Origin of the sequence: Runella defluvii, assembly GCF_014195535.1 — a bacterium.
In the GTDB taxonomy this organism is placed as follows: Bacteria; Bacteroidota; Bacteroidia; order Cytophagales; family Spirosomataceae; genus Runella; species Runella defluvii.
Genome location: NZ_JACIBY010000012.1, coordinates 230,038 through 246,910 on the forward strand (window position 1 = coordinate 230,038; position 16,873 = coordinate 246,910).

Consider the following 16,873-nt stretch of genomic DNA (forward strand, 5'->3'; position numbering starts at 1 on the left):
TTTTCTGGATTTAAGCGAAGGAGAAATTTTCAAAAAAAACCTCTCGAAAGCTCCAAGACTTTCGAGAGGTTGACTGTAGTGCGCCGAAAATGTCTTAATATACTTCTACTTCGGAAATAACTGGGCAAGCTTTTGATTCTGTGATACTTACTCGTATTTTTTGAGTTGTAACAGGGGCAAGTTTAAGAATACGCTTGTAACCAATGGTCGTAGCGTTGGCGATTTTTTGCCATTGACCATTTTGCCAAGCTTCAACCGTAAATGCTTTTACCCGTTGACCCAATTGGATGTGTTCTTTCAACGTTACATATTTCACGGTTTGTGCTTTGACAAGGTCAATTTCTACCGAACCTGTGGTTACGTCATCGTTGGTTGTCCAGTAGGTATTTTTATCGCCGTCGGTGACGTTTGAGGCTGCATAATTCGCTACTTTACCACGGTGCGAGCTGGCCGTTGCTTTGGTTTTTAGGGCCAAATTGGTTTTAAACTCACGGTCAATCATCTCTTTCCAACCTGTCAACGCTTTGACGTCGTTTTCGTGAATCAAGCCACGGCGGTCGGGCGGAACGTTCAATAATAAGGTTGAACCTCTTCCCACCGACGTGAGGTAGATGTCGAAAAGGTTTTCTGGTGTGCGAACTTTCTGGTCTTCTTTGGCATGATAAAACCAACCTGGACGAATGGAAACATCAACTTCGGCAGGAATCCAGTGCGTTCCGTCGGCCGAACCTGTATTTAACAATTTTTCAATTCCGCCTTTGCCTGCGTAGAGTGTATCAGGAGTGATTGAATTCCAGTTGGTTTCGCCCGCAATACCGCGTTCGTTTCCGACCCAACGCACCCCAGGACCCGCATCGCTGAAGAAAATTACTTCGGGGTTAAACTGACGTACCATTTGGAGCGTGGTTGGCCAGTCGTAATACGTCCGTCCATCAATGCGGCGTTTCTCGCGTGAGCCGCCGTAGTAGCCATCGCCTCCGTTGGCTCCGTCGAACCACATTTCAAAGATAGAGCCGTAGTTTTCAAAAATCTCTTTTAATTGGTTGCGGTAGTATTCTACGTACGCAGGTTTGCCATATTCGGGGTGGTTGCGATCCCAAGGCGACAAATACACCCCAAACTTCAAACCGTATTTTTTACAAGCCTCCGCTACTTCTTTTACCAAGTCGCCTTGTCCGTTTTTGTAGGGGCTGTTTTTGATGCTATGTTCGGTATATTTACTGGGGAACAAGCAGAAACCATCGTGGTGCTTGCTGGTCAAAATCGCTCCTTTAAAACCGGCATCTTTCAACGTTTTAATCCATTGCTCAACGTTGGTTTGGGTAGGGTTAAAAATAGAAGGTTTTTCGTCGCCGTAGCCCCATTCTAAATCGGTGAAGGTATTGGTAGTGAAGTGAATAAACGCATTTTGCTCCATTTCGTGCCAACCCATTTGAGCTTTTGTCGGCGTTGGGCCTACGGCTTTGGGAGGCAATACGTTCGGAATGTCCAATACCACGTATTTTACCTTGGTGCGATGATGGGTATAGGTAACGTGAACGAGTCCATCGCTACTTTGGATGATAGCAGGGTAGCTAAATTCACCTTTTGGTTCATCTTCAAACACGTAAATATCGCGCCATTCTTTGCCGTCGGTTGAGGCAGCCAAGCGTAATTTCTGACGACCGTTTGACCATTCTTTGCCGCGTGTTAAGGGGTTATAAACAATCAATTGCGTGCCGTTTTTGAGCGTAACGGCATCCGTGCCCGAGTTAGGGTTAGGTAATGAGGTGCCTGCTACTTTCGACCACGTTTTTCCGCCGTCACTCGACCATGTTTCTACCACTACATTTTGGCGACTACGGCAAAGTAACTGCAATCGGCCGTCGGGATAGGTAAGGATACTTGGCTGAATAGCTCCAAAAGAGCCATTGTCAATCATGATTTTTTGCCAATTTTTACCGTCTTTGTCGGTTTTTTCTAGGTAAACGTTCCAGATGTTTTCGTCATTACTCTCGAAACTCGTCGGGTGAAGGATGTCACCGTTGGCCAATTGCACCGATTTGTTTTTGATGGGGCCGAGAAAGCCTTCGGGTAGTTTTTCGGCCTTCGACCATGTTTTTCCATTGTCGGTTGAGGTCATCACCATGCCCCACCATTGGCGAGGATTGGGGCCTACTTTATAATAGAGGAAGAGTTTTCCTGCTTTGCTTTTGAACAAAACGGGGTTCCAAGTAGGGTGACGCGTACTGGCGTCCATCACGCCGTCCGCCATTTTTTTTGGCGCACTCCATTTTCCATTTTTAGATTCTGACGTCCAGATACACACATCTGGGTGGCGTTCGTGGGTTCCTCCAAACCAAGTAGCCATCAAATGGTCTTTGCCTAATTCGACAATGCTTGAGGCGTGGCATTCGGGAAAGGGAGCCGTTTCGTAGATAAATCCTTCTTTTATGAGCTTGACTGAGGGAGTTTGGGCTAGGAGAGAGGACGTAAACGCTGTGAAAATCACAACGAAATTGAGCAGTTTTAAGCGCATGGGCGAATACGTGTGGTTAAAGTAAAAGGTAGATTTGGTTATGAGTGCGCAATTTACCTTATTTCTACTTTACCACGACTTACAAATCCCAAAATATCCCCCAAAACTAGGCAAAAACAATTCGCCTTGGTCGTACGCCAATGAACCTTTGACAGAAGTTTTTGACCAACGATTCAGGCGTATTTGGGCCGAAACTAAACCCGAAAACTGATAAAAAGTACGCGGATTTACCCAGCCATAAGCGCCCAAATTTTGGCTATACGAAAACCGAGAGCGCACGGTAACTTGCTGTTTGTATTGCCATTCTGTGCCAATGTAGCCCACACGCAAACGGTTATTGGGGAAAAAATATCCAGGCGTCAAAACCGAATTGTTGGGCTGAATGGTCGCACGGGGGGCGATGAAGGGAGTGCCTAGGGTGAATCCATTGTACGACCAGCCTTCTAAGTATTGCCCATGATTAAAGTAATTGTCAGCTCCTTGGTATTTCGACGCTGTGCTGTATTGTTCGCCACTTTGGTTGGTGGTTGTGAGGTATTCAAGTACAATATGTTTGAGGAAAAGCGGATGCGTGCTTGAACTTTTGCGTAGCCAGCGTAGCCCCGTCAGCCCGTCAGGTCTATTCTGCAACGCGAGTCCAGAGGCATCTTCGTAGGGGTGTTGGTGGTAAAGCAACATTTGAAACTTCGTAGTTTTCCATTCAATACCAAGGTCGTAGCTGCCGAGGTGATTTCCAATGCGATTGGCTCCGTCGAACGAATTGAAGCGGTCGTTGGAATAGTCATCAGGATACCGCCCCGTGACCAGTGAAAGGTAGTCTTGAAACGTAGTTGGAAGAGAACCGTTGACGGCCGCAGGCGAATTTTTTAAATAATCGGCATGACCTCCCCACTGAACTTGATGGTTGATTCCTGCATATAACCGAAGCGGCCAATGCGGTTTGCCAAATCGAACGTAGAATTGTTTTTGGTGAAAATAGGCTTGATTGATGTAAGAGGCCGTAAACCAGCCGTGGGCGTATGCCCCTTGAAAAGCCAGAATATGTTTCAGGAATCCCAGCGAAATGAACCCGTGCGTTTGAAGCTGAATTTTGGGAAAAGGCATGGCATTGCCCGACCACGCATAAAAACCCGAAGAAAGCGTGCTGTCGCCTAAACCGATGACCTCACGTTGTCTGCCTGCTGACAGTTCTATTTGTTTCCATTTAAGTTTGGCATAAACTTCGGGCCACAGCAGGGTAGTGCTGCCTTGGGAAGGACCAAACGTACGGTTTGCCACAAAAAATGCCCCCGCTGCCCAGTCAAACGCCGAACGACGCGTCGAGTCTGTACGGTAATCGCGGTGCGGATTGACCCGTAATGTTACAAAAGGATTGGTTTGGGGAACCATTCCGTATTGATTACTTCTGAGCCAAAAGGGTGTCTGGGTTTCGGTAGCAAAAGCTGCGCCTGCCTCCAAATCGTAGGAAAACTGGTTGAAAGGCTTGTAAAGTTGGGCTTGAAGCGGTGCCCCAATGCCTAGAAAGATGAATATAAGGAGGTAAAGTAGCCGCATAGAGACATAAAGTTAAAGAAGACAACAATATGTACGATAAAATGGTCGCTCCAGTAACTTTATGTTTATGTTATTTTTTGCAAAAATGAAAAAATCGGGTTGTGAGCAACCCGACCCCCCCAATGTTTTTCTAATTGACGCGCTCAAAAATGGTGGCAATGCCCATTCCGCCGCCAATGCAAAGGGTAGAAAGACCAAATTGTTTATCAGAACGTTCCAACTCATCAATCAAAGTAGCGGATATAATAGCTCCCGTTGCGCCTAGCGGGTGCCCCAAGGCAATTGCTCCACCGTTGACGTTCACTTTGGTGTGGTCAACGCCCAATTGCTCCATAAAAAACAAAGGAATGGCGGCAAAGGCTTCGTTTACTTCAAATAAATCAATGTCATGGATGCTCATTCCTGCTTTTTTGAGCACTTTGTGGGTGGCTGGCACAGGCCCCGTTAGCATGATGGTTGGCTCTGAACCAACGATGGCGAAGGCTTTGATTTTGGCACGTGGGCGCAGACCGAGTTGGTCACCGATTTCTTTTGAACCAATCAAAAGTCCCGCGGCACCATCCACAATTTGTGAGGAGTTGCCTGCGTGGTGAACGTGATTAATTTTATCAATATCGGCATATTTCATTAAAGCCAAGGCATCAAGCCCCATGCTTCCCATCATTTCAAAAGCGGGTTTTAAGGCCGCCAAAGAATCAACCGTAGTGCCTGGGCGAACTCCCTCGTCGCGGTCGAGGAGGGTAATGCCTATTTCATCTTTATAAGGAACGAGTGATTTGGCAAAACGATTTTCCTTTTGGGCTTCTACGGCACGTCGGTAAGATTCAGCCGCGTAGCTGTCAACGTCGCGGCGAGAGTAGCCGTATTTGGTCGCAATCAGGTCGGCCGAGATTCCCTGCGGTACGATGTTATGACGGGCCACAATCTGAGGATTCATAAACAACGCCCCGCCGTCGGTTCCCATCGGTACGCGACTCATCGACTCTACACCGCCTGCAAGCACCATATCGACTTGGCCTGACATGACGTAAGCGGCGGCTTGGTTGATGGCTTCTAAGCCCGACGAACAAAAACGGTTGAGTTGTACCCCTGCCACAGACTCGGCATAGCCTGCTTCAATGACGGCCGTACGGGCAATGTCGGCCCCTTGCTCGCCAACGGGCGTGACGCAGCCCATGATGACGTCATCGACAAAACTGGTATCAAGTTGGTTCCGTTCTTGAATTGATTTTAAAACAGAAGTAAGCAGTTGAACAGGTTGAACTTCGTGCAAAGAACCGTCCGATTTCCCACGCCCGCGAGGGGTACGAACTGCGTCATAAACAAATGCTTCGGCCATAGTTGAAGGGAGATGAAAATGGTATTAGACAATTTTTTGTAAATGTAATACAATCTTGTCAACGAAAGAACCGCTTTTTAACGGCTTATCACAATGCGCTTTACCTGACTTCCTACCCGCAAAAAGTACGTTCCGTTGGGAAGATGTTGGACGTTGACAGTCATACGATTATTGCCAGCCACCCCAATGGTATTGGTTGTATTGAACACCATACTTGCGGCGGCGTTGTAGAGTTCAAACGATACAGGCTTGGGCGCTGATAAGGTAAAATCGACAGTTAGTAGCGTTTGAGCTGGGTTTGGATAAACATTGACTACGTCCCCCGATGGGTTGGAGGTCGTCACCGAAAGTAATAAATCCGATTTTTTGATGGCTTGAAGCGCATACCAAAGGGTTTGGTCGGTGCTTTGGGCGAATGATACATCGAATGTATTGGGAGCGGAGGGAAGCACATCACTGGTGGACACAATTTGCCCCGTCGTCGAAAGTTTGTGGATACGTAGCGCTTCTGCAGTAAGCGTCAATCGGGCTTCAATGGACAAGGGGCGCACTGAGGTAGGAGACGTCCCCCAATTGTTGTTGACGGAAGTGTTGGTAGCGTTCCAAACCATGCCTGTGTTTTGGGTTTGGGACGCAATGGTAATCAACGAACTGTCGGAATCTGCCAAGGGTTTTGAATTGAGTGATACCCACGTGAGTGCGCCAAATTCGCTGGCTGATTTGAGGGTAAAATTGCCCACTTGCGTATTGGGAGCGTCTTTTAAAAAGCCCGTAAGTGTCACAAAACGAGGGGTATTGGTGGTTAAAAGGCCCGTTTGTGTGTTTAGTGTGGTTTGTTGGGTTGATGTTTGAAATGTACCATTGCTTACGTTTGGAAATGCCTGACTGCTGAGCCCTTGGGCATGGTGGTAGGTATTGGTGCGCAGCGAATGGGTAAGTTGGAGTCGGAAATCGTAGGGGACGTATTTTCCCCAACGGCCGCTGTTATCCTTTTCAAACGACCAATAAATGTCTTTTTCGGAGTAATTGACCAACGTCGGTGTGGCTTCGGTAATAAGACCATTCCGAAACGCCCAGGCGCAAGAGGGAAACAAACTCATGGTGCTGTGATCGCGGTGAATGGAAAAATAACCTCCCACTTTATCGGCTGCCCAAGTGCTGTTGACGTCGCTATTGTATTCAAAAAACATGACCCCATCCATGCCGTGAAAAGCTCCGTACGCAGCCATGGCGGGCACCATTTCGGCGCGGTAGCGGTTGGGATAGCCGTGGTTGTACTCACTGATGGTGATGGGTTTGGAGGCCAAGGGTATTCCCGAAAAAACGGAAGAAATGGCGCTGAAATACGCATTTTTGACCATGGACGTATTATTGATTGTCCAATCGGAAGCGTCCCAGGCTACGTTCGGAAAGTGCGGATGATCCCAGTAGCTGTGGTCGTCGTAGTAATCCATTGATTCGTGCTCAAGTCCTTCTTGGATACCCGTGAGGGCGTTGGTGCCCGTGATGGGCGCTTGGACGTTGAGGTTTGTACGGAGAAAAGTGCGCATTTCTTCCATAAACTTCTTTTGAAGTTGGATATAAAATTGCGCCAAATCAGCCACGCGTTGTTTGGAATAATTGCCCCTGTCACGGTAGTCCACCCGTTGGATATTGCGCGTGGCGAGGTTTTCTCCCGTTAGAAAAGCCGTACGCGTCGCTTCCTTTAGAGAAATGTTATCGAGCCAAACCGTGGTGCCGTTTGGTAAATTACCCACCTGAAAAGCCAGACGGCCTTTGCCTGCCAAATCGTCGGTTGATACAACGTTGATTTTGAACAGTTGCCAAGTAGTGGTTAGGTTGAAATTTTGTCCGCCGTACCATTTATAAGGGGAGTCGTCTTGCATAAGCGATACACTCAAAACGGCGGCTTGATTGGCTTTTGCCCAAAACTGAATGGTGTAGGTGGTGTCTTTTTGCAACGAAAAACGGAGGTACTTAAACTGCAAATGCCACGTTTCGGTGCCTTTGTTTGTGACCGTTACTTTGGCTGATTTACTGCCAGACTGAGCTTGCGTATTGTCTAACGTAGCGCTTGCGGTGGCTCCTGCATTTTGCTCCATCGCCCAGTTGGTATTCAACGTTGCGCCTTCAAAACTGCCATCGGTTACTCTTTCTGTGATGTTAAGGCTCGATCCTTGCCAAGCGGTTTGCAGGGTGGCTTGGGTTTGATATTTGGTGACCAAAAACGCATTCCAAAGGCTATCGAGCTTCACTGCCTGACGGTAGAGCAGAGAACCACCATCTTTTCTTGACTTGAGTTGGTTGTCTTCCCACATGCCATACAACGAATTTTCGTTGATGATTTCAACCATGGCCAAACACGGATCTTCGGCGAGTTTTAAGCCTGTGTAAGGGTTGACGTGGCCTAACAATTGGGTAGCGTATTCTTTTTGAAGCGCAATCAACTGAGGGTCAAAAATGGTGACTCCTTTGGCAAAATCCAGCAGTGAATCGGCATTGGCTACGCCGTCGGAAGTCTTGAACGTCCGTGAAACGTTCAAGTTCATATTCGTATAAATAGCGTTCTTTTTCAGCTCATTGATAAAAAAATCAAGGCGGTCGAGGGTTGTTGAATTTAAGGTTCGGGTCGATTGCCCTGAAACAAAAATACTGCCATCGTTGCCTCCCCACGGATTATCTAAGTGGTGAAAACGCACCAAATTGATGCCCATCTTACGGGCATGGGTTGCGACGTCGGGTGCGGTGGTTTTGGCAGGAAAAGCAGCGGCGGAAGTAATATTGACGCCCCAAAAACGAAAAGGTTGACCGTTGACGATGAAGTTGCTACCATTGACCGAAACGCGGTCTGGGTTGCCAAGGGTTTTCGCGGGAAATTTTGGCAAAAAAGCGGCATTATTTCCGTCGTTGTAGGGAAACGAAAAGTTGAAACCGCCCGTAAAGTTTTGACCAAAAGACGGGAAGTAAATACATACAACTAAGAAGAAGAAAAGTAGCTTTTTCATGCCGTTAAAGATTATAGTTGACTTTCCAAGTTTTTTAAAACTGGGAAAGTCTTGTTAGTTGCCCAAAAACATACTTTTGAGACAATTCCAAAGCGCACGTTTGTTTTTGTCGTCACTCTGCACAATGTCGAGCGATTCGGACAAAAGGAAATTGACCCCCGCGATTTGTTTGGGGTCGTAGCGATTCATCATGATTTCCAAGTTGATTTGGATAAATGGAACGCCAAACGATATAATATGGTGTACTTTCTTGTTTTGGAGCAACGGACGAAAATCCATCTGTTTGGCCCCCGATAAGTTCAAAATATCCACCCCATCGAGGTTTAAGTTGACCGCCTTGAGTACTTTTTCCAAGAAAATGGTATTACTCGGCGACATCCTTGGCGACTCGTTGATTAAAATTAATACCTGATGGTTGAGGTTGGGCGTCTCAAAAGTCGGTGGAGGAGGGGTGGGAGCGGCTACAGGAGCAGGAGGCGGTGGTGTAGGCGCCTCCGCCACAGGCTCTTCGACCAAAGACGTGGCGACCTCTTTGACTATTTTTTCTATCGCCTCTACTTCTTGGGCACGATAAAGCGTTTCGTTTTGGAACAGGAGTTGATAAAATGACTTCATTCTACAAAGCTAAGAATAGATTTCCTTTTACGGGAGGTAGTCCGTAGTTTTGTGGGCGTAAAATCCAGAAAATTATGAAAATCATTTGCATAGGCCGCAACTACGTTGATCATATTCACGAACTTCAAAATGCCATTCCCGAAGATCCCGTCATTTTCCAAAAGCCCGACACGGCGTTATTGAAAGATGGGGCCGCATTTTATTTGCCTGATTTTTCCCAAGATGTTCACCATGAAGTAGAAATTGTGGTGAAAATCAGTAAGATGGGTAAAAACATTGACGAAAAATTTGCCCATAAATACTACGACCAAGTAGGGATTGGGATTGATTTTACCGCGCGTGATTTACAATCAAAGCTAAAAACCAAAGGCTTACCGTGGGAATTGGCCAAGGCATTTGATGGTTCCGCCCCAATTTCCGACTTTGTTTCAAAGGCAGAATTTGCGGATATGCAAGACATCAATTTCCATTTGGAAGTAAATGGTGAAACGCGCCAACAAGGCAATACCTCGTTGATGTTGTTCAAAATAGACTACATTATATCGTTTATATCTCGCTTTTTTACGCTCAAAACAGGAGACTTGATTTTTACGGGTACGCCCAAAGGAGTAGGCCCTGTAAAAGCAGGCGACAAGCTCACGGCTTTCGTTGAAGGTAAAAAAATGTTAGAATTTGAGGTTAAATAAAAGGTTTACGGTTTAAAGTGCCGTCGGTTACAATAACCGACGCGAGGTTTCTCAAAACCTCGTGAACTAAAAAGTAACAACCCCAAAAAAGAAAACACCAACGTTAGTACATGGTTATGTCAGTGCCGTCGGTTACAATAACCGACGCGAGGTTTCTCAAAACCTCGTGAATTGAAAGTAGCAACTCAAAAAAAGAAAACACCAACGTTAGTACATGGTTATAAAACGCATTCTCGTACCGTTTTTCAGTATCCTTTTTGTCATTGGAAGCTTTGCCCAAAAAGCCAGCTTTCCCAAAGGCTATTTTATATTTCCGATTTCTCCTGGGCAAAAAAATACCTTGGCGGGTGTATTGGGTGACTTGCGTGCCAATCACTTCCATGCGGGGATTGACGTCCGTACCCAACAACGCGAAGGTTTGCAAGTGTTGGCCGCTGCCGATGGGTATGTTTCCAAAATCAAGGTTCAAACAACAGGTTATGGCAATGTGATTTTTATCAAGCACCCCAACGGCATGACCACCGTCTATGGGCACTTGTTGTCGTTTGCCGACCCCATGGGGAGTTATTTGCGGGAAAAACAGTACGAACGCAAAACGTTTGAAATAGAAATCAACCCGTCGCCCGAGCAATTTCCCGTTCAAAAAGGTGAATTGATTGGGCTGTCAGGAAATACAGGAGGGTCGGGAGGACCGCACTTACACTTTGAAATTCGGGATTCAAAAGACAATTACTTGAACCCCCTGTTCTTTGATTTTGCGGAGGTAGAAGACGATGTTCCCCCGTATTTTAATTCGTTGGCCATTCGTCCGATGTCATTGATAAGTCGTGTCAATGGCGAATTTGAACGAATCAGTGTTCGGCCTGTTCGCCAAAAAGACGGGAGTTACAGCATTGGTCAGACCGTGAAAGCTTGGGGAGAAATTGGATTAGAACTGATTGCCTTTGATGCTATGAACGGTGTCAACTTTCGCAATGGTGTCAATTGTGTTGAAATCAAATTGGACGGGAAAGAAGTGTTTGCTTACAACATGACGTCGTTTCCCAGCTGGAGCACCCGCGACTACAACAACGTCATCGACTACGCGACCGAACAACGCAACGGACTTCGTTATTTAAAATGTTATAACCCCGATGGGAACTTGTATGGTCTCCAAAAAACGGATGGCTATCGGGGAAAACTTCAAATTCGGGACACGCTGATGCACGAAGTACAAGTGACGCTTTTTGACTCCTACGAAAATTCATCGATACTGCGATTTAAGGTAAAAGGAGAACTTACAGAGGCGCTTATGATGCCTTTGGGAGAGCCAGAACAGGCACCGAGTTTGGCATACATCAAAACGGATGCGACCGAAAACGTATTAAAAATAAGTGCGTTGGGGTTGTCGCAAGCCGTTCCCGCAGAAATTTTCAGTAAACGTGCTCCCTTGCAGCTTTCACCTGCCTACAAATCAAACGGAGAGACGGTTTATTTGCTGGATTTACGCGAACATTTGCCCGATTCGATTCGGATTGGGAACAAACTACTTCGTACCGATTTTCGGCAACGCATTCGCCCCGACCGAATTGAAACGTATAAAGAAGACCGCTTTTCTATTCGTTTTGGTAATAAAAGCATTTTTGATACGCTGTATTTAGCCGTTCAGTCACGCCCCAATGGTTTGATTATCAACGATGTCTATACGCCACTTCGGGATGCGATCGGGGTGAACTTTCGACCTGATATTTTGCCAGAAAACCTTGAGAAAACCCACATGTACCGCTTAGATGGCGGACGCATGAGGTTTGTTGGGGGAAAATGGGAAGGCAATTCGATTGATTTTACTACCCGTGAGCTGGGGAGTTTTGGGTTGGCAACGGACGAGGCACCGCCTGCGGTTCGGGTGATTCAAGCCAATAAAAAAAGCATTTCGGCCCGAATCTCAGATGGCATGTCGGGTATTGAACGTTTTGATGCCTACGTCAATGGCGAGTGGGTCTTGATGAATTATGATTACAAACGCAGTTATATTTGGTCGGACAAACTGGTAGATTCCCTCGATTTTGAAGGTACGTTGCGCTTAGAGGTGCGGGATAGAGCGGGGAATGTAGCGGTTGTTGAGAGCGAAATCAAAGAAGCGGTAGTTCGACCTGCCGCAGCTTCAAAACGCACCAAATCAAAAGCCGTCGCTGGGCGTCGAAAAAAAGCGGCTAAAGCGACGGGCAAAGCAAAAAAATCTTCCAAAAAACGTAAGCGATAATTAGGCAGTTAAAAATATGCAACTTTTTTTTCGTCAAGTAGGCACAGGGCAACCACTGGTTATTTTACACGGACTGTTTGGGTCGTGTGATAACTGGTTAACAATAAGTAAGGTAATCGCAGAACAAGGGTTTTCGGTCTATGCCGTCGATCAGCGAAACCACGGACGTTCGCCTCATGCCCCCAGCCATACCTATCCCGAATTAGCGACGGATTTGCACGATTTTTTACAGCAAAACAACATTGAAAATCCGATTTTGGTAGGGCATTCGATGGGTGGAAAAACGGTGATGCAATACGCCATGCTGTATCCTGACACGTTCAGTAAATTGGTGGTGGTTGACATTGCTCCCAAGTCGTACCCTGTTCATCATGCCGAAATCTTAAAAGGGCTAAGTGCCGTTCCGTTGACCGAAATTCAAAACCGCAACGAAGCTGAAGCCATTTTGAGTCAATACGAACCAAGCCCGTCGGTACGTCAATTTTTATTAAAAAACCTGTACCGCAACGAAGAAGGTGTGTTTGCGTGGCGCATCAACTTACCCGTGATAAAACAATACATCGAGTTGATTGGGGCGGATTTGGAAAACACCCAAACAATACGAACACCTACGCTTTTTATTCGAGGTGCGGAGTCGAGGTATATCAAAGATGCTGATTTCTGGACCATCCAGACGCTTTTCCCGAATGTGACCCTCGATACCATCGAAAACGCAGGGCATTGGGTACAAGCAGAGCAACCTGAGGCTTTCGTAAAATCGTTGATGAACTTTGCCAAATGAAACTATACCTAATTCCAACACCTCTGGCTGAGGGGACAACGCAACGTGTTTTGCCAGCCCATGTACCTGAGGCCGTAAAAGATTTGGAGGTGTTTTTTGCCGAAGAGTTGCGCACTGGCCGCCGTTTTGTGAGTAGTTTGCGCTTGGGAAAAACCATTGAAAACCTCACTTTTTACGAACTTCAAAAAAATACCCCTGAGGCGGATACCTTGGCGCAACTGAAGGCATTGTTGGCCGAAAACAAAGATGCGGGTGTCATGTCGGAAGCGGGCTGCCCAGGCGTTGCTGACCCAGGCGCTGTAGCTGTAAAATACGCGCACCAATTGGGCATTGAGGTCGTGCCATTAGTTGGGCCTTCGTCGCTATTGTTGGCATTGATGGCGTCAGGCATGAGCGGACAATCGTTTGTTTTTCACGGTTATTTGCCTATCGACCGAGCTCCGAGAGGGAAAGCCGTCAAGCAATTGGAGAAAGAGGCAATAGCCAAGAGGCAGACCCAGATTTTTATTGAAACGCCTTATCGGAACAACCAAATGATGAAGGAAATACTGACACAATGCCAGCCAAATACCCGTGTTTGTGTTGCTTGCAACGTGACATCACCAGAAGGATTTGTCAAAACGTTGACAGTAAAACAATGGAAAACCCAGGTACCTGAGCTCCACAAAAAACCGACCGTTTTTTTGTTGGGAGAATAATTGGAAGTGGTATTGTTTATTTTTTTTAGGTATCGTCTAAACGATACCTTTTTTATTTTGTAGGAAAAATTAATTTAGAAATGCTCTTTTATTGAAAAAAATCTAAAAAAAAGGAGATTTGTTGATTTTTTTTAGAGAATAATAATGATAAAGGTATTTTTTTGGTGTAAAAAAAAGTCGCATATTGGCATTGGTAATTATTATGGGTATGTAAAATAATTATTTATTTGCTGTAGGTATATTTTTGGCATAAAATTTGTCTATTTTATTGGAGATGTGTTCTCTTTTAAATTCAAAAATTAAGTCAAATATGTTAAAAATATACCCTTATTGTGGCTTAAAAAAGCCTCTAGTAGTATCAGTTCAAGTTAATTTTGCTAATAAGTGGCCATTTTTTTTGAGCCTATTATGCCTTGTAATCTACTCCTTTGGTGCTAATTCGCAAGTTTCGGGGACTATTTTTAAGGATTTTAATGCAAATGGTACATACCAGACATCAGGTACCCACATTGAAATAGGGATGCCTGGAGTGATTGTTAATGCAACAAAACCAGATGGTACCGCTCTAACAGTCTCATATACAGGAGGTGGGTCTTCTACCAATTCTACGGGCGCATATACTGTAACGGGAGGAACTGCGGGACAAATTCGTTTGGAATTTGTAATGCCTGATACCTACACTTTTGCTTCAAAGGGAGCGATTGGTAATACGACAGTCATTTTTCCAACGTCCGCTCAAACGACAGTTAACTTGGCTGTAAACTACCCCGCAGACTATTGTCAATCGGCTCCTTCTATGGTAATTCCTTGTTACGTTGCCAACCGCCCCCCTACTGGTGCCGCAGATACGGATGTGCTTGTAAAATTTGCATATTCAGCATCAGGCACTACCCATGGTGCAGACCATGTGCCGCTGGCGGATGCGGGGGAAATTGGGTCAACGTGGGGAATCGCTTATAACCGAGAATCTCAACTTATTTATGCCGCATCTTTAATCAAGCGACATGTAGGAATGAAAGATAATAATAGCGACGGCAAAGATGATATAGGGGCTATCTATTCAATCACTCCGTCAGGTACAGCCACTTTTTGGCTTGACTTGGCAAGTTTAGGGGTTGATGTTGGGTTAAGCCAAATGCCTACAATTGCAGCCCGTGCGTTACCTAATACCTTACTGGGTCCCTCGCGTGATAGTGATATTTTCCCGCTAATTGGTAAACTTGGGCTTGGCGATATTGATATATCAGACGATAACAAACAGTTGTTTGTGGTCAATCTTTTTGATAAAAAAGTATATACTATCGACATTGCAACCAAAACATTGGTTGGGTCGGGGATTGCTATTCCAGATGCCTGTTCTGGTGGAACTGCACGTCCATTTGCTTTGACCTATCATAAGGGCAAGTTGTATGCGGGAGCTATTTGTGATGCCTTGACTTCACAGGCTACCAGCGATTTAAAAGCAAGTGTATATCGTTTGGATGGTTCTACATTTACAAACATTCTTTCATTTCCACTTAATTACCTCAAAGGTCCTGCTTTTTGGGACCGTGACCATGGTTCCGTTAAATACGGTACTCAGTGGAATCCTTGGAGAGATGTAATGCTTCCGATGATTGGGCTAAATTATCCAGATCCCAATACAGGACAACCCCAAAACAATCCAGTGTATCCGCAACCTATCTTAGCTGACATTGAGTTTGACGTTGATGAAGCAATGATATTGACGTTCAATGACCGCTTAGGCCACCAAACAGGTACATTGAATTATAGTACAGACCCCAGTGATACAAAATTATACAGCAGCGTAGTGGGGGGGGATATACTACGTGCGGCATTGGTAAATGGGGCGTATGTGCTTGAAAGTAATGGTAACTCTGGAGGAGTGACCACGACAGGGGCAGGCAATGGTGAAGGGCCTGGAACATTGAATGGAACAAATACAGGCTATACATCGCCCGCAGGTGAATTTTACGTGGGTGATAACTCTTTGGGGTATTATCATGGAGAAAACGTTCAAGGGGGGAGCGCCCTCTTCCCTGGAAAAAGAGAAGTAGCTGTCCCTGTAACCGATCCTATAAATGCTTTTTCAGGCGGAGTATTCTGGTTGAGCAATACCGCAGGGACAATTAATAAGTCGTATGAAATTTTTCCATATAGTTATGATAACACCCTGTTTGGAAAGTCAAATGGGCTAGGGGATCTGGAATTGATGTGTGACAATCCACCCATTGAGATAGGAAACCGAGTTTGGGAAGATACTGATAACGATGGGATTCAGGATGCAGGGGAAGCAGGTATTGCCAATCTTACTGTAACTCTTTGTGACAAAAACGGGGTGGCTATTCCAGGGGCGGTGGCAACGACAGATGCTAATGGAAATTATTTCTTTTCTTCTGCGTCTGGGACTGGTACTCCCTCTGCAATTTATAACATATCTCTTGCCTTCAATACACAATATATTCTAAAATTTCCAACTACATCAGGTACAAAAACGCTAACTGTTTCAAACACTGGGTCAAATGATCAGTTGGACTCTGATGCTGCTTCAGACGGGAAAGTTGCTTTTTCGACGGGCTATGCAGGGCAAAATAATCATAGCTTTGATGTAGGGTACGGAACATGTTCGGTCGTAAAACCCGTTGTTGAAGACGCTAGTCGTTGTGGAACAGGCACCCTTACAGCCACAATTACAACAGGCTGTACTGGCGGCTCTACTTTGAAAATTTTTAGCGATGTTGGTTTAACAGTGGATGTAACGTCCTCGTTCACCATTGGGGCTACTACCCTTACTAGTCCTAGTATTTCTACAACGACCACGTATTATGCTTTGTGCCAATTAGATGCCTCATGCAAAAGTACAAGCGATGCTTTTGTATTAACGGTTGATGCAAAACCGAATGCGGCAGCAAGTCAAGCCACAGTATGCGCAGGAACAAGCGTAACTTTGACAGGGACATCTCCAACGACGGGGACTTGGACAGCTCAAGGGAATAATCCATCGGGTGGGACACTCGGTGCTACTACCTCAGGGGTTGCGACCGTTAGCTTTGCAACTACAGCAAGTGGGGATTTTAATTTTATCTACACTGTTTCTGGATGCTCTGATACGGTTAAAATTTCTGTAAACGCCAAGCCCGTGATTGCCGATGGCAGTGCGACACTTTGCGCAGGAGAATCGGTGGATTTGACATCAAAAATTACGAATTACGGCACGTATTTGAGTCCAGTTTGGACGGTAGGGACTGTTGGCGGCACAGCGGTGACAACCCCAAGTTCAGTAAAACCAGCCTCTACGACGACCTATGTGTTGGTTGCCCAAAACGCGGCGGGCTGCAAGGATACAGCGAATGTGGTGGTAACGGTAAATGCCAAGCCAAATGCAGGCAAAGACACGACGTTAGCCTGTGTGAACGCAGCAAATAATACTTTGGC

Annotated in this window: 10 protein-coding genes; 5 read left to right on the top strand and 5 right to left on the bottom strand. The window is 45.8% G+C overall.

What is annotated here, in order from left to right:
* Nucleotides 1-94: 94 nt before the first annotated feature.
* The 5 genes from FHS57_RS31855 to FHS57_RS23905 form a co-directional block, all read right to left on the bottom strand.
* On the bottom strand, nt 95-2,518 hold the full coding sequence (locus tag FHS57_RS31855; protein WP_183978099.1) for an exo-alpha-sialidase: 2,424 nt from the start codon (nt 2,516-2,518) through the stop codon (nt 95-97).
* Nucleotides 2,519-2,587: 69 nt separating this feature from the next.
* A complete protein-coding gene (locus tag FHS57_RS23890) occupies nt 2,588-4,072 on the bottom strand; it encodes a capsule assembly Wzi family protein (protein WP_183978101.1) in 1,485 nt (494 codons plus the stop codon).
* Between the two features lie 130 nt (nt 4,073-4,202).
* Nucleotides 4,203-5,411 (bottom strand): acetyl-CoA C-acetyltransferase, encoded by a 1,209-nt coding sequence (locus FHS57_RS23895; protein WP_183978102.1) that lies wholly within the window; start codon nt 5,409-5,411, stop codon nt 4,203-4,205.
* Between the two features lie 77 nt (nt 5,412-5,488).
* Nucleotides 5,489-8,416, bottom strand: a complete 2,928-nt coding sequence (locus FHS57_RS23900; protein WP_183978103.1) for a T9SS type A sorting domain-containing protein — start codon at nt 8,414-8,416, stop codon at nt 5,489-5,491.
* 54 nt (nt 8,417-8,470) lie between these two features.
* A complete protein-coding gene (locus tag FHS57_RS23905) occupies nt 8,471-9,031 on the bottom strand; it encodes a hypothetical protein (RefSeq protein WP_183978104.1) in 561 nt (186 codons plus the stop codon).
* Nucleotides 9,032-9,105: 74 nt separating this feature from the next.
* Here FHS57_RS23905 and FHS57_RS23910 point away from each other — a divergent pair, with 74 nt between their 5' ends.
* The 5 genes from FHS57_RS23910 to FHS57_RS23930 all read left to right on the top strand — a co-directional run.
* Nucleotides 9,106-9,717 (top strand): fumarylacetoacetate hydrolase family protein, encoded by a 612-nt coding sequence (locus FHS57_RS23910; RefSeq protein ID WP_183978105.1) that lies wholly within the window; start codon nt 9,106-9,108, stop codon nt 9,715-9,717.
* A 214-nt stretch (nt 9,718-9,931) separates the two neighbouring features.
* Nucleotides 9,932-11,959, top strand: coding sequence for a M23 family metallopeptidase (locus FHS57_RS23915; protein WP_183978106.1), 2,028 nt, complete (start codon nt 9,932-9,934; stop codon nt 11,957-11,959).
* A 16-nt stretch (nt 11,960-11,975) separates the two neighbouring features.
* The gene (locus FHS57_RS23920) at nt 11,976-12,740 is read left to right on the top strand and encodes an alpha/beta fold hydrolase (RefSeq protein WP_183978107.1); all 765 of its coding nucleotides are present in this window, start codon (nt 11,976-11,978) and stop codon (nt 12,738-12,740) included.
* Nucleotides 12,737-13,438: an SAM-dependent methyltransferase gene (locus tag FHS57_RS23925; protein ID WP_183978108.1), complete on the top strand. Its 702-nt coding sequence runs from the start codon at nt 12,737-12,739 to the stop codon at nt 13,436-13,438. The genes FHS57_RS23920 and FHS57_RS23925 overlap by 4 nt, the downstream gene beginning before the upstream one ends.
* A gap of 397 nt (nt 13,439-13,835) precedes the next feature.
* Nucleotides 13,836-16,873: SdrD B-like domain-containing protein (locus FHS57_RS23930; RefSeq protein ID WP_221225717.1), on the top strand; the 3,038-nt coding region annotated here is incomplete at its 3' end.

What these genes read in the sequence shown, in the direction of transcription:
- FHS57_RS31855 (WP_183978099.1), bottom strand. Translation starts at nt 2,518, where the DNA reads ATGCGCTTAAAACTGCTCAATTTCGTTGTGATTTTCACAGCGTTTACG.
- FHS57_RS23925 (WP_183978108.1), top strand. Translation starts at nt 12,737, where the DNA reads ATGAAACTATACCTAATTCCAACACCTCTGGCTGAGGGGACAACGCAA.
- FHS57_RS23910 (WP_183978105.1), top strand. Translation starts at nt 9,106, where the DNA reads ATGAAAATCATTTGCATAGGCCGCAACTACGTTGATCATATTCACGAA.
- FHS57_RS23900 (WP_183978103.1), bottom strand. Translation starts at nt 8,416, where the DNA reads ATGAAAAAGCTACTTTTCTTCTTCTTAGTTGTATGTATTTACTTCCCG.
- FHS57_RS23920 (WP_183978107.1), top strand. Translation starts at nt 11,976, where the DNA reads ATGCAACTTTTTTTTCGTCAAGTAGGCACAGGGCAACCACTGGTTATT.
- FHS57_RS23905 (WP_183978104.1), bottom strand. Translation starts at nt 9,031, where the DNA reads ATGAAGTCATTTTATCAACTCCTGTTCCAAAACGAAACGCTTTATCGT.
- FHS57_RS23895 (WP_183978102.1), bottom strand. Translation starts at nt 5,411, where the DNA reads ATGGCCGAAGCATTTGTTTATGACGCAGTTCGTACCCCTCGCGGGCGT.
- FHS57_RS23890 (WP_183978101.1), bottom strand. Translation starts at nt 4,072, where the DNA reads ATGCGGCTACTTTACCTCCTTATATTCATCTTTCTAGGCATTGGGGCA.
- FHS57_RS23915 (WP_183978106.1), top strand. Translation starts at nt 9,932, where the DNA reads ATGGTTATAAAACGCATTCTCGTACCGTTTTTCAGTATCCTTTTTGTC.